At 71.8% G+C, this 20,510-nt stretch carries 19 protein-coding genes and 2 tRNA genes; 14 read left to right on the top strand and 7 right to left on the bottom strand.

Annotated features, from left to right (window positions below):
- The first annotated feature begins 198 nt into the window (after positions 1 to 198).
- The 4 genes from HZZ00_RS31150 to HZZ00_RS31135 all read left to right on the top strand — a co-directional run bounded on the left by HZZ00_RS31150 (position 199) and on the right by HZZ00_RS31135 (position 4,212).
- A complete protein-coding gene (locus HZZ00_RS31150; protein ID WP_180329515.1) occupies positions 199 to 768 on the top strand; it encodes a M48 family metallopeptidase in 570 nt (189 codons plus the stop codon).
- Positions 769 to 972: 204 nt separating this feature from the next.
- Positions 973 to 2,748 (top strand): TerD family protein, encoded by a 1,776-nt coding sequence (locus tag HZZ00_RS31145; protein ID WP_180329514.1) that lies wholly within the window; start codon positions 973 to 975, stop codon positions 2,746 to 2,748.
- A gap of 11 nt (positions 2,749 to 2,759) precedes the next feature.
- A complete protein-coding gene (locus HZZ00_RS31140; RefSeq protein WP_070026854.1) occupies positions 2,760 to 3,440 on the top strand; it encodes an AIM24 family protein in 681 nt (226 codons plus the stop codon).
- 19 nt (positions 3,441 to 3,459) lie between these two features.
- The gene (locus HZZ00_RS31135; protein ID WP_180329513.1) at positions 3,460 to 4,212 is read left to right on the top strand and encodes an AIM24 family protein; all 753 of its coding nucleotides are present in this window, start codon (positions 3,460 to 3,462) and stop codon (positions 4,210 to 4,212) included.
- A 50-nt stretch (positions 4,213 to 4,262) separates the two neighbouring features.
- On the opposite strand, the gene HZZ00_RS31130 is transcribed toward HZZ00_RS31135, so the two are convergent.
- Together HZZ00_RS31130 and HZZ00_RS31125 are read right to left on the bottom strand one after the other, a co-directional pair.
- The gene (locus HZZ00_RS31130) at positions 4,263 to 4,784 is read right to left on the bottom strand and encodes an NUDIX hydrolase (RefSeq protein WP_180329512.1); all 522 of its coding nucleotides are present in this window, start codon (positions 4,782 to 4,784) and stop codon (positions 4,263 to 4,265) included.
- Complete coding sequence (locus HZZ00_RS31125) at positions 4,781 to 6,226, bottom strand: zinc-dependent metalloprotease (protein ID WP_070026849.1); 1,446 nt, start codon at positions 6,224 to 6,226, stop codon at positions 4,781 to 4,783. The genes HZZ00_RS31130 and HZZ00_RS31125 overlap by 4 nt, the downstream gene beginning before the upstream one ends.
- A 191-nt stretch (positions 6,227 to 6,417) precedes the next feature.
- Here HZZ00_RS31125 and HZZ00_RS31120 point away from each other — a divergent pair, with 191 nt between their 5' ends.
- The 4 genes from HZZ00_RS31120 (at position 6,418) to HZZ00_RS31105 (ending at position 9,594) form a co-directional block, all read left to right on the top strand.
- Positions 6,418 to 7,542, top strand: coding sequence for an SDR family oxidoreductase (locus tag HZZ00_RS31120; RefSeq protein ID WP_180329511.1), 1,125 nt, complete (start codon positions 6,418 to 6,420; stop codon positions 7,540 to 7,542).
- A 114-nt stretch (positions 7,543 to 7,656) separates the two neighbouring features.
- On the top strand, positions 7,657 to 8,118 hold the full coding sequence (locus HZZ00_RS31115; RefSeq protein ID WP_180329510.1) for a molybdenum cofactor biosynthesis protein MoaE: 462 nt from the start codon (positions 7,657 to 7,659) through the stop codon (positions 8,116 to 8,118).
- A gap of 154 nt (positions 8,119 to 8,272) precedes the next feature.
- Positions 8,273 to 8,446, top strand: coding sequence for a hypothetical protein (locus HZZ00_RS31110; RefSeq protein WP_180329509.1), 174 nt, complete (start codon positions 8,273 to 8,275; stop codon positions 8,444 to 8,446).
- Positions 8,447 to 8,496: 50 nt separating this feature from the next.
- Positions 8,497 to 9,594: a PDZ domain-containing protein gene (locus HZZ00_RS31105; protein WP_180329508.1), complete on the top strand. Its 1,098-nt coding sequence runs from the start codon at positions 8,497 to 8,499 to the stop codon at positions 9,592 to 9,594.
- Between the two features lie 80 nt (positions 9,595 to 9,674).
- On the opposite strand, the gene HZZ00_RS31100 is transcribed toward HZZ00_RS31105, so the two are convergent.
- Complete coding sequence (locus tag HZZ00_RS31100) at positions 9,675 to 10,217, bottom strand: PPA1309 family protein (protein WP_180329507.1); 543 nt, start codon at positions 10,215 to 10,217, stop codon at positions 9,675 to 9,677.
- 164 nt (positions 10,218 to 10,381) lie between these two features.
- Here HZZ00_RS31100 and HZZ00_RS31095 point away from each other — a divergent pair, with 164 nt between their 5' ends.
- The 4 genes from HZZ00_RS31095 to HZZ00_RS31080 all read left to right on the top strand — a co-directional run bounded on the left by HZZ00_RS31095 (position 10,382) and on the right by HZZ00_RS31080 (position 15,593).
- Positions 10,382 to 13,276 (top strand): UPF0182 family protein, encoded by a 2,895-nt coding sequence (locus HZZ00_RS31095; protein ID WP_180333776.1) that lies wholly within the window; start codon positions 10,382 to 10,384, stop codon positions 13,274 to 13,276.
- Positions 13,277 to 13,317: 41 nt separating this feature from the next.
- A tRNA-Met gene (locus tag HZZ00_RS31090) sits at positions 13,318 to 13,391 on the top strand.
- Between the two features lie 217 nt (positions 13,392 to 13,608).
- On the top strand, positions 13,609 to 15,447 hold the full coding sequence (locus HZZ00_RS31085; protein WP_180329506.1) for a tetratricopeptide repeat protein: 1,839 nt from the start codon (positions 13,609 to 13,611) through the stop codon (positions 15,445 to 15,447).
- Between the two features lie 72 nt (positions 15,448 to 15,519).
- Positions 15,520 to 15,593: transfer RNA gene (locus tag HZZ00_RS31080), tRNA-Met, on the top strand.
- A gap of 139 nt (positions 15,594 to 15,732) precedes the next feature.
- Here HZZ00_RS31080 and HZZ00_RS31075 read toward each other — a convergent pair.
- Positions 15,733 to 16,149: a Fur family transcriptional regulator gene (locus HZZ00_RS31075; protein WP_071828860.1), complete on the bottom strand. Its 417-nt coding sequence runs from the start codon at positions 16,147 to 16,149 to the stop codon at positions 15,733 to 15,735.
- Positions 16,150 to 16,294: 145 nt separating this feature from the next.
- On the opposite strand from HZZ00_RS31075, the gene HZZ00_RS31070 reads away from it, so the two are divergent.
- Positions 16,295 to 17,749, top strand: coding sequence for a catalase (locus tag HZZ00_RS31070; protein ID WP_180329505.1), 1,455 nt, complete (start codon positions 16,295 to 16,297; stop codon positions 17,747 to 17,749).
- A gap of 112 nt (positions 17,750 to 17,861) precedes the next feature.
- On the opposite strand, the gene HZZ00_RS31065 is transcribed toward HZZ00_RS31070, so the two are convergent.
- Both HZZ00_RS31065 and hisN read right to left on the bottom strand, forming a co-directional pair.
- Positions 17,862 to 18,269, bottom strand: coding sequence for a cyclic nucleotide-binding/CBS domain-containing protein (locus HZZ00_RS31065; RefSeq protein WP_180333775.1), 408 nt, complete (start codon positions 18,267 to 18,269; stop codon positions 17,862 to 17,864).
- Positions 18,270 to 18,420: 151 nt separating this feature from the next.
- The gene (hisN, locus tag HZZ00_RS31060; RefSeq protein WP_074993205.1) at positions 18,421 to 19,221 is read right to left on the bottom strand and encodes a histidinol-phosphatase; all 801 of its coding nucleotides are present in this window, start codon (positions 19,219 to 19,221) and stop codon (positions 18,421 to 18,423) included.
- A gap of 204 nt (positions 19,222 to 19,425) precedes the next feature.
- Here hisN and HZZ00_RS31055 point away from each other — a divergent pair, with 204 nt between their 5' ends.
- A complete protein-coding gene (locus HZZ00_RS31055) occupies positions 19,426 to 20,019 on the top strand; it encodes a TetR/AcrR family transcriptional regulator (protein WP_180329504.1) in 594 nt (197 codons plus the stop codon).
- A 91-nt stretch (positions 20,020 to 20,110) separates the two neighbouring features.
- Here HZZ00_RS31055 and HZZ00_RS31050 read toward each other — a convergent pair whose 3' ends face one another.
- Complete coding sequence (locus tag HZZ00_RS31050; protein ID WP_180329503.1) at positions 20,111 to 20,434, bottom strand: multidrug efflux SMR transporter; 324 nt, start codon at positions 20,432 to 20,434, stop codon at positions 20,111 to 20,113.
- Between the last annotated feature and the right edge of the window lie 76 nt (positions 20,435 to 20,510).

The following is a 20,510-nucleotide window of genomic DNA, read 5'->3' as shown; positions in this document are numbered from 1 at the left end:
GCGACGGAGTTCTTCATATGAACCGGCAAGGGTGGTGGCAATCGACGGGCATATCGGCGGGGATGAAAAGAGCGAATGACTGAATAAGGTGTAAATCGGATGCTCAGGTCGTCATGCGAATCCAACCCGCGGTGGGGATCCGCACCGAACCGTTCCGGAGCCGGGACTTTGCCCGGACCCAGCGGGTAACGTCGGGGCGTGCCCGCCGACCCACTGCACCGCGCCGTAAAGACACAGCGCGGCACGACGAGCGCGATCGAGGTCCGCAGAAGCGCCCGGCGCCGCCGGACGGTCTCCGCGTACCGCGAGGGCGATCGCACCGTCGTGCTGATCCCCGCCCGGATGTCGAAGGCGGAGGAACAACGCTGGGTGACCGTCATGCTCGACAAACTCGCCGCCCAGGAGAGCCGGCGGGTCCTCGGTGACAGCGCGCTGACCGAGCGCGCCGAGCGGCTGTCGGCCCAGTTCTTCGACGGCCGTGCCCGCCCGGCCTCCGTGCGCTGGGTCACCAATCAGAACACCCGCTGGGGTTCGTGCACCCCCGCCGAGGGCAGCATCCGCCTGTCACACCGGCTCCAGGGCATGCCCGAGTACGTCATCGACTACGTGCTCTGCCACGAGCTGGCACACCTCCTGGTCCCCGGTCACGGAGCCGACTTCTGGCGGCTGCTGGAGGCCTATCCGCGCACCGAACGCGCCCGCGGCTATCTCGAAGGGGTGGTCGCCGCCGAACGGCTGCCGCACCTCCCCGGCGCACGGGGCGAGTGACGGACCCGCGGCGGGCGGCCGCCTTCCGAGGCCGGCGCGCGTGACCGCTCCGCCCGCCCCGGCCCTCCGGCCGCTCGATGTGCGCGGGCGGGTCCGGTTGTGTACCGGGTCTGTACCGACCGGGACCGGCGGGGCTCGTTGTCGGTCACAGCCGTTAGCCTGGCGCGACGCACTCACCATCGGGATGGGGGACGGTCGTATCGCATGGCCAGGGACTTCCAACGCGGCCACAAGGCCAGGATCAGTGATCTCACCGCGGGCACCGATCTGTACGTAGGCGTGCAGATCGCCGGCCCCGGACTGACCTTCGACATCAGCTGCTTCGGGCTGGACGCCGACGAACGGCTTTCGGACGACCGGTACTTCGTCTTCTTCAACCAGCCGAAGTCGCCGGAGGAGTCCCTCCAACTGCTCGGCGCGCAGGCGGGCGACACGGAGTCGTTCCGGGTCACGCTCGACCGCGTCCCGGCGCACATCCGCAAGCTGTCCTTCACGGCGACCATCGACGGCGCCGGGCAGATGTCGCAGATCGGCCCCGGCTACCTGCGGATCGTCGCGGGCGGCGAGGAGGTCGCCCGCTACTCCTTCAACGGCGCGGAGTTCTCCACCGAGCGCGCCGTCATGCTCGGTGACTTCTACTTCAAGGACGGCTGGCGGTTCGCCGCGGTCGGGCAGGGCTTCGACGGCGGTCTGGAGGCGCTGCTGAGGAACTTCGGCGGCGAGGTGCTGGAGGAGGAGGCGCCCGCCGCGCCGCCGGAGCAGCCGCAGTCCGGCGCCGCCCCCGGCTTCGCTCCGCCCGCCTTCGCCCCGCCGGCCGAGGCCGCCGCCCCGCCCGCCTTCGGCGCCCCGGACCCGCAGTCCGCCCCCGCGCCGGTCACGGCCCCCGTCCCGCCCCCCGCCCCCGCGCCGGGCCCGCAGTCGGCCGCCGCACCGGGCCCGCAGTCCGGCGCCCACGGCTTCACCGCGCCGGGCGGGACGCCCCCGCAGGGCTTCACGCCCCCGCCGGGCGGCACACCTCCGCAGGGCTTCACCCCGCCCGGCCAGACCCCGCCCCCGGCCGCGCCGGACGTGCACGGCGCGCCGACGGTCATCGCCCCCCTGACCCCGCCCGGCGGGGCGGGAACGGTCCCGCCGCCCGCTCCCGCGCCGGCCCCGGCGCCCTACGGCCTGCCACCGCAGCCGCCCCACGGCGGCGTGCCCGGCGCGCCGCTGCCCCCGGGCTACGGCGGTCAGCCCGGTGCACCCATGCCCCCGGGCCACGGCCAGGTCCCCGGCCAGGCCGCCGCCTACGGTGTGCCCCAGGGTGCCCCGCAGGGCGGCGCCGGAGTGGGCGCCGCGCTCCAGAAGTTCAAGGAGACGCCCACCGGACAGCGCTGGACCCTCCAGAACAAGAAGCTCATGCGGGTCGACCTCGGTGCCGGCGGGCAGCCGGTGCTGGCCAAGCAGGGCAGCATGGTGCTCTACCAGGGCAAGGTCGACTTCGGCTACAAGGGCGCCGGTTTCGCCGGACGGATCGTCGGCAACGCCACCGGCCAGGAGATGCAGCTGATGCGCTGCAGCGGCCAGGGCCAGGTGTTCCTCGCCGAGAACGCCACCAACCTGCACCCCGTCGAACTCCAGGGCGACGCGATCTGCGTCTCCGCCGAGAACGTGCTCGCCTTCGACGAGGGCCTCCAGTACGAGGTCCGCCGCATCGAGGGCCACGGAATCCCCGGCGGCGCGCTGTTCACCATGCAGTTCCAGGGCACCGGCACCATCGTCGTCAAGACGCACGGCACCCCTGTGGTGCTGCCGGTCACCCCGACCACCTTCGCCGACTGCAACGCGGTGGTGGCCTGGTCGGCGGCCGCCCAGGTGATCGTCTCCAGCCAGGTCCGGATGCGCCGCAACGCCTACCCCGGCGACACCGGCGAAAGCGTCAACCTGCAGTTCCGGGGCGCGCCCGGCAACTTCATCGTCGTCCAGCCGTACGAGGTCTGAGGGAGCCCGTCATGAACCAGCCGCTCGCGGGCTTCGCTCCCGCACCCGTCACCGCCCGCATGGAGAACCACGGCGACCACATGCTCAAGGTCGCCATGCAGACCGGCAACGACCTCTTCGCGCGCGTCGGCTCGATGGTCGCCTACGAGGGCTTCGTCCAGTACGAGCCCAACCCTCCGGCCGTGCGCCAGATCGCCCGCGACTGGATCACCGGCGAGGGCGCCCCGCTGATGAAGTGCTCCGGGGACGGACTGCTCTACCTCGCCGACTACGGCGCCAACGTCGTCGTGATCAACCTCGACGGCGACGGCATCTCCGTCAACGCCACCAACCTGCTCGCCTTCGACGCCCACCTCAGCTGGGGCGTGGAGCGGGTCAAGGGGCTGGCCAAGTTCGCCGGGCAGGGCCTGTGGAACACGCGGATCACCGGTCAGGGCTGGGTCGCGCTGACCTCCCGGGGCACGCCGATCGTCGTCGACTGCGGCGGCGGCGAGGACGAGACCTACGTCGACCCGGACGCGCTCGTCGCCTGGTCGCCCAACCTGAAGGTCAAGGGCAAGCGCAGCTTCAAGGCGCAGTCGCTGATCGGCCGGGGCAGCGGCGAGGCCTACCAGATGGCCTTCTCCGGACAGGGCATCGTCGTCGTCCAGCCCAGTGAGGACAGCACCGACCGCCTGCGGTTCCGGGGCTGAGGGGGAGTCAGAACACACCATGCAGAGCCCGATCTTCGCGTACAACGACAACCAGACGCAGGAGCGCTGGAGCCTCCAGAACTCGCAGCTGCTCCGGGTCGTCATGGAGTGCAACGACGACATCCTGGCCCGCAAGGGCACCATGGTCGCCTACCAGGGCCTCGTCGAGTTCGACGCCGAGTACCGCAGCGGCAGCCAACGGCGCGCGCGTGCGCACACCGGCGAGGGCCTGGACCTGATGCGCTGTCACGGACAGGGCACGGTCTACCTGGCCAACCTCGCCCAGCACGTGCACATCATGGACATCGAGCCGGAGGGGCTGACCGTCGACAGCTCCTACGTCCTCGCCATGGACTCCTCGCTGCACCACGAGGTCATCGCCGTCGACAGCCTCTACGGCATCTCCGGCTCCGGGAAGTACCAGCTGAACATCACCGGGCGCGGCCGGGTCGCCCTGATGACCTCGGGCGCCCCGCTGCTGATGCGGGTCACACCGGACCGGTACGTCAACTGCGACGCCGACGCCATCGTGGCCTGGTCGACCGGGCTGCGGGTGCAGATGCAGGCCCAGACGCACTCCTCCGGGGTGTGGCGCAGGCGCGGCAACACCGGGGAGGGCTGGGAGCTGAGCTTCATGGGCTCCGGGTTCGCCCTGGTGCAGCCCAGCGAGCTGCTGCCGCCGCAGAACGCGCAGATCCAGGGCATCGCCGGCCAGTGGGGGATGGGCCAGCAGGGCGCGCGCGGCCAGAACCGCGGCAACGTCTGGAGCTGACCGGGTGAGCCAGTGAGGGGCGACCGCCGTGGTGGTCGCCCCTCACCCGTTCACAGTCGCGCGCGGGTCGCTTCCAGCAGCTGGGCGACCGAGCCGTCGGCCACGCCCGCGACCTCGTCGTAGGGGAACCAGCGCAGGTCCAGGGACTCGTCGCTGATCGCCTCGACGGCGCCGGGCGGGGCGAGCGCCGCGTACTGGACGTCGTAGTGCGTGTGGCACGGCGGCGGGATGGGGTGCCGGTCCAGGCGCACCGGGCCGCCGGGCAGCAGGGTCAGCCCGGCCATGCCCGACTCCTCGGTCGCCTCGCGCAGCGCGGCCGCCGCCAGGGTGGCGTCGCCCGGCTCGCAGTGGCCGCCCATCTGCAGCCACATCCGCAGCTTCCGGTGCAGGGTGAGCAGCACCCGGCCGCGCTCGGGGTCGATCACCAGGGCGCTCGCCGTCACATGGCCGAACTGGCAGGCCTTCCACATGCCGTCCGGGTGCGCCGCCAGATGGTCCAGGTAGGACTGGCGCAGCTCGTCCTGGCCCTCGTACCCCTTCAGCACGAGGACCGCGTCGTCGTACAGGCTCACTCGGCGTCGTCGCCCTTGGTGTCGCCGGCCTCGCCGTCGTCGGTCTTCTTGTGCAGGTCGGGCTTGTCCGCCGCCTCGCCCAGGATCTTGTCCAGCTCGGAGAAGTCCAGCTGCTCACGGTGGACGAAGCCGTCCGGGTCGTCCAGGTCGGTCGCGGTCGGCAGCATGTCCGGGTGGTGCCACAGGGCGTCCCGGCCGTCGGTGCCGCGCGCGTCCGCGAGCGAGGCCCACAGGCGCGAGGCGTCGCGCAGCCGGCGCGGGCGCAGCTCCAGGCCGATCAGCGTGGCGAACGTCTGCTCCGCCGGACCGCCGGTCGCACGGCGGCGGCGCAGGGTCTCGCGCAGCGCGTCGGCGGACGACAGACGCGGTTTCGCGGCCGCGTGGACCACCGCGTCCACCCAGCCCTCCACGAGCGCCAGAGCGGTCTCCAGACGGGCCAGGGCGGCCTTCTGCTCGGGCGTGTCCTCGGGCTGGAACATGCCCTGCTGGAGCGCGTCCTGCAGCTGCTCGGGGTTCTGCGGGTCGAACTGGCCGACCACGTCCTCCAGCTTCGCGGTGTCGACCTTGATGCCGCGCGCGTAGCCGTCGACCGCGCCGAACAGGTGCGAGCGCAGCCACGGCACGTGCGCGAACAGACGCTGGTGGGCGGCCTCGCGCAGGGCCAGGTAGAGCCGCACCTCCTCCAGCGGCACGCTCAGGTCCTTGCCGAACGCCTCCACGTTGGCCGGCAGCAGCGCGGCCTTGCGGGCCGGGCCGAGCGGCAGGCCGATGTCGGTGGAGCCGACGACCTCGCCCGCGAGCACGCCGACGGCCTGCCCGATCTGCGTGCCGAACATGGCGCCGCCCATGGAGCGCATCATGCCGATCAGCGGGCCCGCCATGGCCTGCATCTCCTCGGGCAGCACATCGCCCATGGCCGCGCCGACCCGCTCGGCGACCGGGTCGACCAGTTCCTGCCAGGCGGGCAGGGTCGCCTCGACCCACTCCGCGCGCGACCAGGCGACGGCGGAGGCGGAGCCGGACGGCAGGGACGTCACGTCGTCCAGCCACAGGTCCGCCAGGCGCACGGCGTCCTCGACCGCCTTGCGCTCGGCGGGGCCCACGCTGGCGTCCTTGGTGCCGTCCGCGGTGCCCTGGGCGACCGTCTGGCGGGCGATCTGCTTGGCCATGTCCCAGTTCACCGGGCCGCCCTCGTAGGAGAGCATCTGGCCCAGCTGCTGGAACGCGGCACCGAGATCGGTGGGGTTCAGCGAGCCGAACATGGCTGCGAGCGGATTGTCGGCGCCGGGGCCGCCAAAGCCACCGGCTCCGGGCATGCCGCCGAAACCGAACGGATTGGCCGGTCCCTGCCCACCACCGCTCTGCTGGTCCTTCTTCTTGCCCTCGTCGCCGTCCTCCGGCTCCTCCGGCGGAAGGCCGAAACCGAATGGGGTGTCACTCACGGGATTCCTCGGCTGGTAAGGCCACCGGTCTTCTCCGGCGGCGCGGCTGCCCGACAACACCACCCAGCGTAGACACCCGGACCCGATCGGGCCTCGGTGCTTCGCCCGCGGAAGGCCTGCGGCAGGATGGATGCACCTCGTACGCGCGCGTCACTCACGCCCGTACAGAAGACAACCGCTGGAGATGCCGGGTGAGTTCCCCAGATCCGCAGGTTCGCGCAGCGCGAAACCAGTCAGCCCCGTCCGCCGGGCACACCCCCGCCGTGCGCGGGCCCGTCGTCGCGGTCACGGGCGCCGCGACCGGCGTGGGCGCCCTGCTCACCGCGCGGCTCGCCGCGTCGGAGGAGGTCAGGCGGGTCATCGCGATCGACGAGCGGCGCGGGGAGTGCGCCGAGGCCCAGTGGCACGTCCTGGACGTGCGCGATCCGGCCATCGCGGACAAACTGCGCGGCGCCGACGTGGTCGTCCACCTCGCCCTGGACCTGGACCTGGGCAGCGACGCGGCCGCGCGGACCGCTTACAACGTCCGGGGGACGCAGACCGTGCTGACCGCCGCCGCGGCGGCCGGGGTGCACCGGGTGGTGCTGTGCACCTCCGCCATGGTCTACGGCGCCCTGCCGGACAACGAGCTGCCCCTGTCGGAGGACGCCGAGCTGCGGGCGACCGCCGAGGCCACCGGCGTCGGCGACCTGCTGGAGATCGAGCGCCTGGCGCGGCGCGCGCCCCGGGCGCACCCCGGTCTGAACGTCACCGTGGTGCGGCCCGCCCTGCTCGTCGGCGGCACGGACACCGCGCTGACCCGGTACTTCGAGTCCCCGCGGCTCCTGGTCGTGGCCGGATCGCGGCCCGCGTGGCAGTTCTGCCACGTCGAGGACCTGTGCGCCGCCCTGGAGTACGCGGTGCTGGAGAAGGTCGAGGGGGAGCTGGCCGTCGGCTGCGACGGCTGGCTGGAGCAGGAGGAGGTCGAGGAGCTCAGCGGCATCCGGCGGATGGAGCTGCCCTCGGCGGTCGCGCTCGGCGCGGCGGCCCGGCTGCACCGGATCGGGCTCACCCCGTCCCCGGCCGGCGACCTGGCCTACACCATGTACCCGTGGGTGGTCAGCGGGAGCCGGCTGCACGACGCCGGGTGGCGGCCGCGGTGGACCAACGAGGAGGTGCTCGCCGAGCTGCTGGAGGAGGTGGCCGGGCGGCACACGGTCGCCGGCCGGCGGCTGGGACGCAAGGACGCGACGGCGGCGGGGGCCGCTGGTGCGACGGTGGCGCTGCTGGGCGCCGCGGCCGTGGTGCGGCGGGCCCGCAAGGCCCGGCGGCGCTGACGGCGCTCGCGGCGCGGGCGGCCGGGCCGCTGTAGGAGCGTCCAAAACGGGCCGGGCCCGGGCGGGGTGAACCTCGTATTCCTCGCTGTCACACCCGTGCGGCACGATGGGGGCATGGCTGAGACGAGTGGGCATTCCGGGGAGCGGGCGGCGGCGGATCCCGTCAAGTTGATCGGGGTGCGGGAGACCGCGCTCTCGGTGGACGAGGTGTTCGGCGCCGTCGGGGACGCGGCGGCCGGGGGGATCGCGCTGTTCGTGGGCACGGTGCGCAATCACGACGGCGGTGCCGACGTGGACGGGCTCGGGTACTCCTGCCACCCCAGTGCCGAGTCCGAGATGCGGCGGGTCGCGGAGAAGGTCGCCGCCGACTATCCGGTGCGGGCGCTGGCCGCCGTGCACCGGGTCGGGGAGCTGGCGGTCGGGGACGTCGCCGTGGTCGTCGCCGTGGCGTGTCCGCACCGGGCGGAGGCCTTCGACGCCTGCCGCAGACTGATCGACGACCTCAAGCACGAGGTGCCCATCTGGAAGCACCAGAAGTTCTCGGACGGGACCGAGGAGTGGGTCGGGGCCTGCTGACGCATCACCCGTTCGGCTCACCTGAGCGGGCCCGTCACTCCCCGCCCACTGCTCTTTCCGGTTGCGTGACCGGCCCCCGCACGCGAGCGTTGTCGGTGCGGAAGGTTAATCTGCTGATCAGTCAGTTGCGGACGCTCAGGGTTGGGAGGTCGGCATGGGCGCGCTTGTCTGGCTGTTGATTCCGCTTGTGGCAGCGATCGGCGGCGGACTGTGGGGCAGTTGGGCCAACCGGACGCGCAAGGTGCGCAGTGACGGCCCCGAGCTGGACGGGTACGCCCGGTTCCGCGAGGCGATGGAGAAGTCCCACTCGGGCGCGGGCGGCGTCTGACAGGGGTGCCCTGACAGTGCGCCGACAGGGGCGTCACGTACTGTCGGGGCATGCCACGCCGCACCGCGACGATGCTCGCCTCGACCCTGATGCTGATCGCGTTCCTGTGCGCCGGGATGCTCATTCCCGCGCCGTACGCGGAGATGTCCCCCGGACCGACCGTGAACACGCTCGGGGAGCACCAGGGCGAGCCGGTGCTGCAGATCTCCGGGCGCAAGACGTATCCGACGGACGGCCATCTCAACATGACCACCGTGCGGGTGACCGGCGTGGACTTCCGGATGAACCTGGTGGAGGCCGTCTACGGCTGGCTGTCGCGCGACAGCAAGGTGGTGCCGCACGACACGCTCTACCCGAAGGGCACGACGGAGGAGCAGTCCTCCCAGCAGAACGCGGAGGAGTTCAGCCAGTCCCAGGAGAGCGCCAAGGTCGCCGCCCTGAAGCAGCTGAACGTCCCGGTGAAGTCCTGGGTGATCGTCTCCACCGTGGTCAAGGACTCCCCGGCCGAGGGCCGGCTGCACGCCGGCGATGTGATCAAGGCCGTCGACGGTGCCGAGGTCAAGCAGCCCTCCGACGTGGCCAAGCTGGTCACCAAGCACAAGCCGGGCCAGAAGGTCGTCTTCACCGTCGTGCCCGCCAAGGAGCAGGCCGCCGCGGAGAAGGCCCACAGGACGGCCACGGCGACGCGGGACGTCACGATCACCACGGCCGCCTCCGACGACAGCGGCCCCAAGCGGGCGATCGTCGGGATCTCGGCCGGGACCGACCACACCTTCCCGTTCAGCATCGACATCAAGCTCGCCGACGTCGGCGGCCCGAGCGCCGGACTGATGTTCGCGCTCGGCATCTACGACAAGCTCACCCCGGGCAGCCTGACCGGCGGCAGGTTCGTGGCCGGCACCGGCACCATCGACGACAACGGCACGGTCGGTCCGATCGGCGGCGTCGACATGAAGACGCTCGGCGCGCGCGGCAAGGGCGCCCAGTACTTCCTGACGCCGGCCGACAACTGCGCGGAGGCCGCCGCGGACAAGCCGAGCGGGCTCACCCTGGTCAAGGTGAAGACGATCAAGGACGCGCTGGGCGCCCTCAAGGACATCCGCAGCGGGGACACCGCGGCACTGCCGCTGTGCGGCACCAAGGGCTGACCCGCGCGGACACGGCCCCGGCACGGCTGGGGGCGCCCCTTCGACCAGGGGCGCCCCCACCGCCGTACCGCACAGCCGGATCAGTCGGCGAACGTCGCCGACAGGGCCTCCGCGAGGCCCGGCACCAGGTCCGGGCCGGTGAGGACCTCCGTGGGGGAGTCCTTCTCGCGCAGCCGCAGCGCCGACTCGCGGCCGCCGTCGCGCAGCACCGCCACCGTCATCCGGACCTCCTGGCGCTCGGGGTGCTCGGCCACCCACTTGGCCAGCTTGGCCTCGCTGAGGTCCTTCGGGACCTGCGCCTCGGCGGACGGCGGCAGCATCAGCCGCTCCACCGCGAGCGCGCAGCCGGCCACCGCGTCCGGCCAGGCGATGGTGGCGAGGAACTCGTCGAGCGGCTTGCCGGACGGGATCTCGTCCTGCTCGATCGGGGTGAGACCGACGGTCTCGGACTCGTCATCAAGGCCCAGCTGGGCCGCGAGCGCGGGTTCCTGGCTGCGCAGCCGGGCGGTGTCGACGAGGGCGAAGAGGCGAGCGGGCTGATCCCAGCCGAGGCCGGAGACGTACTCGTCGATCTCGAGTACGGCCCGGGTGAGCGGGCTCGCCGCCATGGGAGTGTTGGACATGGGCACAATCCTGCCTGGTTCCCCACCGGAATCGGGAACCGAGCGGGGCCTGGGTAAGTTGCATAGGTGTCGGCCCGCGATCACGGGGGGCCACCAGGGGTCCGCGAGAACGGGGACCTGATGGATCGAGAGCGAACTTCGAGGGGCGCACCTTGGCTTTCCAGATGCCGGACCGCGGCCAAGGCCCTAGGGGGCCACGGACCGGAGCGGGCCGACCGTCCCGGCGGGTCAGGGTCCTCATCCTGACCCTGGGCGTGCTCGCCGTCCTCGGCATGGCGTTCAGCATGTTCGCCGGCTTCTGGACGGACTGGCTGTGGTACCGGTCGGTGCACTACTCGTCCGTGTTCACCACCACACTGTGGACCAAGATCGGCCTGTTCCTCGTCTTCGGTCTGCTCACCGCGTTCGTGGTCGGCCTGAACATCTGGCTCGCGCACCGGCTGCGGCCCCCGCTGAGCGCCATGTCCATGGAGCAGCAGAACCTGGACCGCTACCGGATGGGCCTCGCGCCGTACAAGACCTGGCTGCTGGTCGCGATCAGCGCCCTGGTCGGGCTGATCGCGGGCGCCTCGGCCGCCGGCCAGTGGCGCACCTGGCTGATGTGGGTGAACGGCGTCCCCTTCCACCAGAAGGACCCCCAGTTCCACCTGGACATCTCCTTCTACGCCTTCGAACTGCCCTGGTACCGGTTCCTGCTGGCCTTCGGCTTCGCCGCCGTGATCCTGTGCCTGATCGCCGCCGCCTTCACCCACTACCTGTACGGCGGCCTGCGCCTCACCAGCCCCGGCGCGCGCGCCACGGCCGCGGCGACCGGGCACCTCTCGGTGCTGCTCGGCCTCTTCGTCGCCCTCAAGGCGGTCGCCTACTGGCTCGACCGGTACGGCCTCGCGGTGAAGTCCAGCGGCTTCAAGTCCGGCGACTGGACCGGTCTGCGCTATGTCGACGCCAACGCCTACCTGCCCGCCAAGACGATCCTGTTCTGCATCGCCGTCATCTGCGCGCTGCTGTTCTTCGCGACCCTGTGGCGGCGCACCTGGCAGCTGTCCGTCATCGGCTTCGGCCTGATGGTGCTGTCGGCGATCCTGATCGGCGGGCTGTACCCGGCGATCGTGCAGAAGTTCCAGGTCCAGCCCAACGAGCAGGCCAAGGAAGCCCCGTACGTCCAGAAGAACATAGCGGCGACCCGCAAGGCGTACGGCATCGACGACACCCAGGTCGTCAAGTACGAGGGCAAGCCCGACACCGAGGACGACGCCAAGCTGCGCGCGGACGCGGACGAGGCGGCGAGCATCCGGATCATGGACCCGAACATCGTCTCGCCGACGTTCCAGCAGGCGCAGCAGGTGAAGGACTACTACGGCTTCCCGGCCAACCTGGACGTCGACCGGTACCCCACCAAGGACGGCAAGCTCCAGGACACCGTCATAGGCGTGCGCGAGCTGAACCTCAAGGGCAAGGGGATCAAGCACAACTGGATCAACGACCACTTCCGTTACACGCACGGCTACGGCGTGGTCGCCGCCAAGGGCACCGAGGCCGACGACGGCGAGCCCGTCTTCACCGAGTACAACCTGCCCCCCGAGGGCGACCTGGGCAGCTACCGGCCGCAGGTCTACTACGGCGAGAAGACCACCACCTACTCCATCGTCGGCGGTCCCCAGAAGGAGATCGACTACTCCACCGACGACAACGGCGAGAAGACCACCAGTTACACGGGCAAGAGCGGCGTCAACCTCGACAACCCGGTCAACCGGGCCGCGTACGCGGTGGCGTTCAACGAGCCGCAGATCCTCTACTCGGGCGCGATCGGCAAGGGTTCGCGGATCCTGTACAACCGCACGCCCAAGGAGCGCGTCGAGGCGGTCGCCCCCTGGCTGACCATCGACGGCGACGCCTACCCGGCCGTCGTCGACGGCCGCATACAGTGGATCGTCGACGCCTACACGACGTCGAACGGCTACCCGTACTCCTCGCGTACGACCCTCGGCGACACCACGGCCGACTCGCTGAGCACCGGCAGGGACGACCGCAGCGTGGTCGCCCAGCAGAACCAGGTCAACTACATCCGCAACTCGGTGAAGGCGACCGTCGACGCGTACACCGGCGAGGTCAGGCTCTACCAGTGGGACACCCAGGACCCGGTGCTGAAGACCTGGATGAAGGCGTTCCCCGGCACGGTGCGGCCGAAGAGCGCCATCTCGCCGCAGCTGCTGTCCCATCTGCGGTACCCGCAGGACCTGTTCAAGGTCCAGCGCGAGCTGCTCACCCGCTACCACGTGACGGACGCGCAGACCTTCCTCACCGGCAGCGAGGTGTGGCAGGTGCCGGCCGACCCGACCAACAAGTCGGGTGACGCGGTGCCGCCGTACTACCTGAGCATGAAGATGCCCGGCCAGAGCAAGCAGGCGTTCTCGCTGTCGACCACGTTCACGCCGGCCGGCCGGTACAGCCTCAGCGCCTTCATGTCGGTCGACTCCGAGGCGGGCAGCGCCGGTTACGGCAAGATCAGAGTCCTGAAACTGCCCACCAGCCAGACGGTCGACGGGCCCAAGCAGGTGCAGAGCCAGTTCAACTCCGAACAGAACATCGCCGCCGCCATCAAACTCCTCAAGGGCGGCGACTCGGAGGTGGAGTACGGCAACCTGCTGACCGTGCCGCTGGACGGCGGACTGCTGTATGTGGAGCCGGTCTACGTACGCGGCGGTGGACTCAAACTCCCCTTGCAGCGCAAGGTGTTGGTCACCTACGCGGGCAAGCCGCCGGCGTTCGAGAACACGCTGGGCGAGGCACTGGACAAGATCTTCGGCAAGCAGGGCGACGCGACCGCGCCGCCGGACACCGGCGCCGCCGCCCCGCCCGCGTCCGGCGATCCGACGGTCCGGCAGGCCCTGGCCGACGCCCAGAAGGCCTTCGACGCGGGACAGAAGGCGCTGAAGCAGCCGGACGGCCCGGACTGGGGCGCCTACGCCAAGGCCCAGAAGGACCTCAAGTCCGCGCTGGAGCGGGCCGAGAAGGCGGAGCACGAGGCCGCGGGCAGGAAGGGCGGGGACAAGGGCTGACCGAGCCCGTCCCGTGTCGTGATACGGTTGAGGAACAACGACGCGGGGTGGAGCAGCTCGGTAGCTCGCTGGGCTCATAACCCAGAGGTCGCAGGTTCAAATCCTGTCCCCGCTACTGCAATCGAAGGCCCGGATCCTCAAGAGGATCCGGGCCTTCGTGATGTGCGGACACGTATCGGGGCGGGATCGGGGAAGGTGTTACGGCCGCGCCGCCGTGAGGAGTTGGGCGGTGTGTGTTTGACTTGTCGTCCTGTGGGCATGTCGACAAAACGCTGAAGTGACCTCACGGGGTGGGGTATACCGGGTGTACCCAGGTTGCGGGTGGTGCGACGATGGACGTTATGGGGGACAAGGCAACTCTGTTCGAGTCAGGGCGATTTGTACAGACTTTTGGTGAGGGGCCGGTCCGCGACGAGGTGGGCGACATGGCCGACGCCGCCGACGAGGTACGCCTCGCGCTCGCCGCGCGCAGCGGTGACGCGGAGGCCGCCAGCGTCCTCGGCGCCATGCTGCTGCGCCGCGGCGACCTCGAAGGAGCCGAACCCCATCTGCGTGCCGCCACCGCGGCCGGTGACCGGGCCGCCGCCAACAACCTGGGCGTCCTGCTGCACCAGCGCGGGTACCCCGACGAGGCCGCCGGCTGGTGGCGCATCGCCGCCGTCGCCGGTTCCGCCGCCGCAGGGCACGCGCTCGGCCGCTACCACCGCGAGCGCGGCGACGAACCCGCCGCCGAGTACTGGCTGCGCCAGTCCGCCGAGCAGGGCCACGTCCTCGGCATCTACGCGCTCGCCGACCTGCTGGAGCACCGCGGGGATGCCACCGCCGGGCACTGGATGCGGCTCGCCGCCGAGCGCGGGCACCGGGAGGCCGCCTACCGGGTGGCGCGCGCCCTCGACCGCGGGACCGGGCGCTTCGACGACGAGTGCGAGACCGGGCGGCGGGACGCGGCCGCGGAGGACGAGGCCGCCGAGGAGGCCGAGCAGTGGTACCGGCAGGCCGCCGCGCGCGGTCACCGGCGGGCCGCCCTGCACCTCGGGGCGATCCTGGAGCAGCGCGGCGAGCTGAAGGAGGCCGGGCACTGGTACCTGACCGCCGCCAAGGACGGCGAACCGCGGGCCGCCTGCGCCCTCGGCTTCCTGCTGCGGGACGCCGGGGACACCGAGAGCGCGGCCGTGTGGTGGCTGCGGGCCGCCCAGGAGGGCGACGGCAACGCGGCCAACGCGCTCGGTGCGCTGCACGCCGAGCGCGGCGAGACCCAGACCGCCGAGCGCTGGTACCGGGCCGCGCTGGACGCGGGCGACGACAACGGCGCCTACAACCTCGCCCTGCTCTGCGCCGAGCAGGGCCGCACCGCGCAGGCCGAGCAGTGGTACCGGCGTGCCGCCTACGCCGGCCACCGGGAGGCCGCCAACGCGCTGGCCATCCTCCTGCTCCAGGTCGGCGACGCCTCCGGCGCCGAGCCGTGGTTCTCCAAGGCGGCCGAGGCCGGCAGCGTGGACGCGGCCTTCAACCTCGGCATCCTCTACGCCGGGCGCGGCGAGGAGGCGATGGCGCTGCGCTGGTACGAGCGGGCGGCCGCCGCCGGGCACACCGAGGCAGCGCTCCAGGTCGGCATGGCCCGGCTGCGCGAGGGCGACGAGCGGGCCGCCGAGCGGCATCTGCGCTGCGCCGCGGGGGGCGGCAGCGCGGAGGCGGCATACCGGCTGGCCGCCCTGCTGGACGCCCGCCGGCCGCCGCGGCCCGCGCACGAGCTGGGGGAGAGCGCGCACGAGAAGGCCGAGTGCGAGGAGTGGTACGAGCGGGCCGCGCAGCAGGGGCACCGGCGGGCCCAGGTGCGGGTCGGCATGCTCGCCTCCGCGCGCGGCGACGTGGTGGAGGCGGCGCGCTGGTACCGGGCGGCGGCCGAGGCCGGGTCGCGCAACGGCGCCTTCAACCTCGGGCTGCTGCTGGCGCGCGAGGGCAGCGAGCCGGAGGCCGTGGTGTGGTGGACGCGGGCGGCGGACGACGGGCACGGGCGCGCGGCGCTGCGGCTCGCGCTCGTCTACGCACGCCGGGGCGAGCTGGCGGAGGGGCAGCGCTGGGCGGCCCGGGCGGCGGAGCTGGGCCCGGCGGAGGTCACGGAGCGGGCGGGGCGGCTGCGGGACGCGCTGCGCGAGGAGCTGTCGGCGTGAGTGGCCCCGGTCACTCGCCCTCGAATGGATTTGCTTCCGTCGGCTTCCCTCGCGTAATGTCGTGTTCACCGACGCGGGGTGGAGCAGCTCGGTAGCTCGCTGGGCTCATAACCCAGAGGTCGCAGGTTCAAATCCTGTCCCCGCTACTGAAGGCCGAGGGCCGGAATCCAGAAATGGGTTCCGGCCCTCTGTCGTGTGCGGGGGGCCGTGGGCGGGGGCGTCCCTGCGCGGGCGCAGAAAAAGAGGGGGCTCGCGGCCCCCTCCGTCGATCCGTGCGCCCTCGCGTCAGGCGCCCGCGCACTCCGGGCACAGCCCCCGGTACGTCACCTCGACGTCCGACACCGTGAAGCCGAAGCGCTCGGCGTCGGGGAGGTCGGCGAGCGGGTTGCCCGTCGGATGCACGTCACGGATCGCGCCGCAGTGGGCGCAGACCAGGTGGTGGTGCGGCCGGTGCGCGTTCGGGTCGTACCGCTTGGCGCGCTTGTCCGTGGTGACTTCCAGGACCTCGCCGAGGGTGACCAGCTCACCGAGCGTGTTGTAGACGGTCGCCCGGGAGATCTCCGGCAGCTTCGCGACAGCCCGCGCATGGACCTCGTCGGCTGTCAGATGGACGTGCTCGCCGTCGAGGACCTCGGCCACCACGCGTCGCTGCGCGGTCATCCGCCATCCGCGTCCACGCAGTCGTTCCAGAAGGTCGCTCATGGCTACCAGCCTAACAGCAAGGGGGACCAGGACGGGAATAGGTGTGAGATTGGAATCCTGTTTGACTTGGACTAAGTCCAATGTAGGATCGGACTCGGCTTTGGCCAAGGGACAGGCTTGGCCGGCGATGACGCAGGAGGCGCACGTGACACAGGGACCGCTCACCACGGAGGCCGGTGCTCCGGTGGCCGACAACCAGAACAGCGAGACGGCGGGCGTCGGCGGCCCCGTTCTGGTCCAGGACCAGCTGCTGCTGGAGAAGCTGGCCCACTTCAACCGGGAGCGCATCCCGGAGCGGGTGGTGCACGCGCGCGGTGCCGGGGCCTACGGCACCTTCACGGTGACCGCGGACGTGACGCCGTACACCCGCGCCGCGTTCCTCTCGGAGATCGGCAAGGAGACCGAGGTCTTCCTGCGCTTCTCCACCGTGGCCGGGAACCTGGGCGCGGCGGACGCCGTCCGCGACCCGCGCGGTTTCGCGGTGAAGTTCTACACCGAGGAGGGCAACTACGACCTCGTCGGCAACAACACCCCGGTCTTCTTCATCCGGGACGCGATCAAGTTCCCCGACTTCATCCACACCCAGAAGCGCGACCCGTACACCGGCAGCACGGAGGCCGACAACGTCTGGGACTTCTGGAGCCTGTCGCCCGAGTCGACGCACCAGGTGACCTGGCTGTTCGGCGACCGCGGCATCCCGGCGTCGTACCGGCACATGGACGGCTTCGGCTCGCACACCTTCCAGTGGAACAACGAGGCCGGCGAGGCCTTCTGGGTCAAGTACCACTTCAAGACCGACCAGGGGATCAAGAACCTCACCGCCGAGGAGGCCGCCGTCCTCGCCGGTCAGGACCCCGACTCGCACCAGCGTGACCTGCGCGAGGCGATCGAGCGGGGCGAGTTCCCGAGCTGGACCGTGGGCGTGCAGATCATGCCGGCGGCGGACGCGGCGACGTACCGCTTCAACCCGTTCGACCTGACCAAGGTGTGGCCGCACGCGGACTACCCGGTCATCGAGATCGGCAAGCTGGAGCTGAACCGCAACCCGCAGAACATCTTCGCCGAGGTCGAGCAGTCGATCTTCAGCCCCTCGCACTTCGTGCCGGGCATCGGCCCCTCGCCGGACAAGATGCTCCAGGGCCGGCTCTTCGCGTACGGCGACGCGCACCGCTACCGCGTCGGCATCAACGCCGACCACCTGCCGGTCAACCGCCCGCACGCCACCGAGGCGCGCACCAACTCCCGGGACGGCCACCTCTACGACGGCCGGCACGGCGGCGCCAAGAACTACGAGCCCAACAGCTTCGGCGGGCCGCAGCAGACCGGGCGCGCGCTGTGGGCGTCGTACGACGGTTTCACCGCCGGCACCGGTGACCACCCGACTCCGCGGCACGCCGAGGACGACGACTTCGTGCAGGCGGGCAACCTCTACCGGCTGATGACGGAGGAGGAGAAGGAGCGGCTGGTCGCCAACCTGGCCGGGGCGATCTCCCAGGTCTCCCGCGAGGACATCGCGGAGCGCGCGATCGGCAACTTCGCGGCCGCGGACGCCGACTTCGGCAAGCGGCTGGAGGCGGCGGTGCGGGCGCTGCGCGGCTGAGCCGACGGCACGCCTCCGCCTGCCGTGCGGGCCGGATCCCCTGGTGCTCGGGGTCCGGCCCGTTTCGCGTGCCCGGGGCGCCGCCGGGGCCGGAGCGGTGCCCCGGCCGGCGTCAGGAGCCGGCCCGGGCCAGTCCGGCGGGCTCGCGGTCCGGGATCCAGCGGCGGATGATGTCCCGGACCGAGACGATTCCGGCGACCTCGCCGTGGTCCAGGACGATCAGGTGCCGGAAGCCGCCGCGGGTCATGGCCCGGGCGGCCTCCTCCAGCGTCCAGGTCGGCGCGGCGAAGACGACGTCGGTGGTGGTGTGCGCGTGGGCGCGCTCGGTGTCCGGGTCCTGGCCGAGGCCGACGGAGTTGAGGACGTCGCGCTCGGTGAGGATGCCGATGCCGCCGGCGTCCGGGTCGAGTACGACGGCGGCGCCGATGCGCCGAGCGGACATCAAAGTGGCTGCTTCACGGAGGGTGTGGGCGGGGCCGAGGGTGAGGATCACCGTGCTCATGGCGTCGCGGACCAGCATGGGTGGGGCCACCTCCTGGAGGATCCGGGAACCTTGTCCCCGGATTCACAAATTCACAAGTGGGGGTGGTCTCAGCGTCTCAGGTCAAGGACGGGCCAACAAGAGGGCGCACGCGGACCGCCGGGGGGCGTGCGCAAGCGTCCCGTCTGTCTCACTGGCGCCGGTTGAGATACCCCAGCATCTCGTCGTGCAGCAGCCCGTTGGAGGCCGCCGCGTTGCCGCTGTGCGGGCCGGGGCGGCCGTCGAGCCCGGTGAAGGTGCCGCCGGCCTCCGTGACGACGATGGCGTTGGCGGCCATGTCCCACAGCGACAGCTCCGGCTCCGCGCACAGGTCCACGGAGCCCTCGGCGACCATCATGTACGGCCAGAAGTCCCCGTACCCGCGGGTGCGCCAGACCTGGCGGGTGAGGTCGAGGAAGCCGTCGAGCCGGTCCTGCTCCTCCCAGCCGGACAGGGACGAGTAGGCGAAGGAGGCGTCCGCGAGGTCGCTCACGCCGGAGACGTGGATACGGGACGCCGAGGTCAGGTTGCGGCCGGTGAAGGCGCCGTGTCCCTTCGCGGCCCACCAGCGGCGGCCGAGGGCGGGAGCGGAGACGAGGCCGACGACGGGCTGGTAGCCGCCCTCGCCGGCCTCCATCAGCGAGATCAGGGTGGCCCATACGGGCACGCCGCGCACGTAGTTCTTGGTGCCGTCGATCGGGTCGATCACCCAGCGGCGGGGGCCGGAGCCCTCGATGCCGTACTCCTCGCCGAGGACCGCGTCTCTCGGGCGGGCGCGCTGCAACTGGCCGCGGATGAGTTCTTCGGCCGCCTTGTCCGCCTCGCTCACCGGGGTCATGTCCGGCTTCGTCTCCACCTTGAGGTCGAGGGCCTTGAAGCGGTCCATGGTGGCGGCGTCGGCCGCGTCGGCGAGGACGTGGGCGAGACGGAGGTCGTCGAGGTAGTCCGGCATGTACGTCACGCTATCGGTCGAGGTCGGCGCGGGGCCAGCGAGGGGTTTTCCGGGCGGTTCGCGGTCGCGGCCGACGGCGCTGCCGCCTCCCGGAGGCCCCGGGGCGGGCGTCCGGCTGCCCAGGTGGCCCCTCCCTCCCCCCTTGACACCTCCCGAAAGCCCGTCAAATCTGGGCGGAACGCCCTTCGGCCCAGGGAGGCGAGGATGGCTGCTGCCCGGGAGTCCCTGCTGGACGCCGCTTTCATGGCGCTCGACCGCCGGCCCTGGCCGGCGGTGCGGATGGTGGAGGTGGCCGCCGCGGCGGGCGTGTCCCGGCAGACGCTCTACAACGAGTTCGGCAGCAAGGACGGCCTCGCGCGGGCCCTGGTGCGCCGGGAGACCGAGGGATATCTCGCCGGGGTGGAGCGGGCCCTCGCCGGCACCGGCGGCACCGGGGAGCGGCTCACCGCGACCGCCGAGTGGACGACAGCGGCGGCCCGGGACAACGCGCTGGTCCGGGCGTTGCTCACCGGCTGCTGGAGCGAACGGCTGCCCCGGCCGTGGCGCGGCCCGGTCCGAGTGCCGGCCCCGCGCCGGGCGGAGCGGCCGCCGCCCACGCCCCCGGACCTCGTCCGGATGGTCCGCGACCGTGCCGTCACCGCGCTCACCGCACCCGGCACGGGCGACGCGGCCACCGCCGAACTCACCCGTTCCTGCGAGCTCGTCGTGCGTCTCGCCCTCTCCTGCGTGGCGGCACCGCCGGCCGAGGGCGGGGTCGCCGAACTGGTCCGGGCCGTGCTGCCGCACCCCGCGCGCTGACCCTCACCCGGCACCCCGCGACGGGCTACTCGGCGCGGCGCGGCGGCGGTTGACCCGCCCGCCACTCACCGCAAGACCGCATCCCGCGCAGCTAGTGCGCCGATCCCGACAGTTGCAGACCGATGATGCCCACGATCACGAAGGCGATGGAGACGAGCTTCAGGGTGGAGACCACGTCACCGAGGAAGATCATGCCGTAGACCGCGGTGCCGGTCGCGCCGATGCCGGTCCACACCGCGTAGGCCGGGCCGACGTCGAGTTTGCGCAGGGAGAGGGTCAGCAGGCCGAAGCTGCCGAGGGCGAAGGACGCGAAGGCGATCGTCGGCCACAGCCGGGTGAAGCCGTGGGAGAGCTTGAGGCACACGGCGAAGCCGGTCTCCAGCATTCCGGCCACGATGACCAGCAGCCACGCCATGCGCTGTCCTCCCGTTGATCCGGATCTCCGACCCGGTGTGATTATGCACGCGCGACACCCCCGACCGGGCGAACAA

This window comes from Streptomyces sp. NEAU-sy36, from assembly GCF_013423905.1.
GTDB classification, from domain to species: Bacteria; Actinomycetota; Actinomycetes; order Streptomycetales; family Streptomycetaceae; genus Streptomyces; species Streptomyces misionensis.
Note: the sequence above shows the minus strand (reverse complement) of the source record. Positions and strands in the feature narration are given on the sequence as shown.

What these genes read in the sequence shown, in the direction of transcription:
- HZZ00_RS31140 (WP_070026854.1), top strand. Translation starts at nt 2,760, where the DNA reads ATGAACCAGCCGCTCGCGGGCTTCGCTCCCGCACCCGTCACCGCCCGC.
- HZZ00_RS31115 (WP_180329510.1), top strand. Translation starts at nt 7,657, where the DNA reads ATGGCTGAGACGAGTGGGCATTCCGGGGAGCGGGCGGCGGCGGATCCC.
- HZZ00_RS31110 (WP_180329509.1), top strand. Translation starts at nt 8,273, where the DNA reads ATGGGCGCGCTTGTCTGGCTGTTGATTCCGCTTGTGGCAGCGATCGGC.
- HZZ00_RS31050 (WP_180329503.1), bottom strand. Translation starts at nt 20,434, where the DNA reads ATGGCGTGGCTGCTGGTCATCGTGGCCGGAATGCTGGAGACCGGCTTC.
- HZZ00_RS31145 (WP_180329514.1), top strand. Translation starts at nt 973, where the DNA reads ATGGCCAGGGACTTCCAACGCGGCCACAAGGCCAGGATCAGTGATCTC.
- HZZ00_RS31075 (WP_071828860.1), bottom strand. Translation starts at nt 16,149, where the DNA reads ATGAGCGACCTTCTGGAACGACTGCGTGGACGCGGATGGCGGATGACC.
- HZZ00_RS31085 (WP_180329506.1), top strand. Translation starts at nt 13,609, where the DNA reads ATGGACGTTATGGGGGACAAGGCAACTCTGTTCGAGTCAGGGCGATTT.
- HZZ00_RS31055 (WP_180329504.1), top strand. Translation starts at nt 19,426, where the DNA reads ATGGCTGCTGCCCGGGAGTCCCTGCTGGACGCCGCTTTCATGGCGCTC.
- HZZ00_RS31105 (WP_180329508.1), top strand. Translation starts at nt 8,497, where the DNA reads ATGCCACGCCGCACCGCGACGATGCTCGCCTCGACCCTGATGCTGATC.
- HZZ00_RS31065 (WP_180333775.1), bottom strand. Translation starts at nt 18,269, where the DNA reads ATGCTGGTCCGCGACGCCATGAGCACGGTGATCCTCACCCTCGGCCCC.
- HZZ00_RS31100 (WP_180329507.1), bottom strand. Translation starts at nt 10,217, where the DNA reads ATGTCCAACACTCCCATGGCGGCGAGCCCGCTCACCCGGGCCGTACTC.
- hisN (WP_074993205.1), bottom strand. Translation starts at nt 19,221, where the DNA reads ATGCCGGACTACCTCGACGACCTCCGTCTCGCCCACGTCCTCGCCGAC.
- HZZ00_RS31135 (WP_180329513.1), top strand. Translation starts at nt 3,460, where the DNA reads ATGCAGAGCCCGATCTTCGCGTACAACGACAACCAGACGCAGGAGCGC.
- HZZ00_RS31095 (WP_180333776.1), top strand. Translation starts at nt 10,382, where the DNA reads ATGCCGGACCGCGGCCAAGGCCCTAGGGGGCCACGGACCGGAGCGGGC.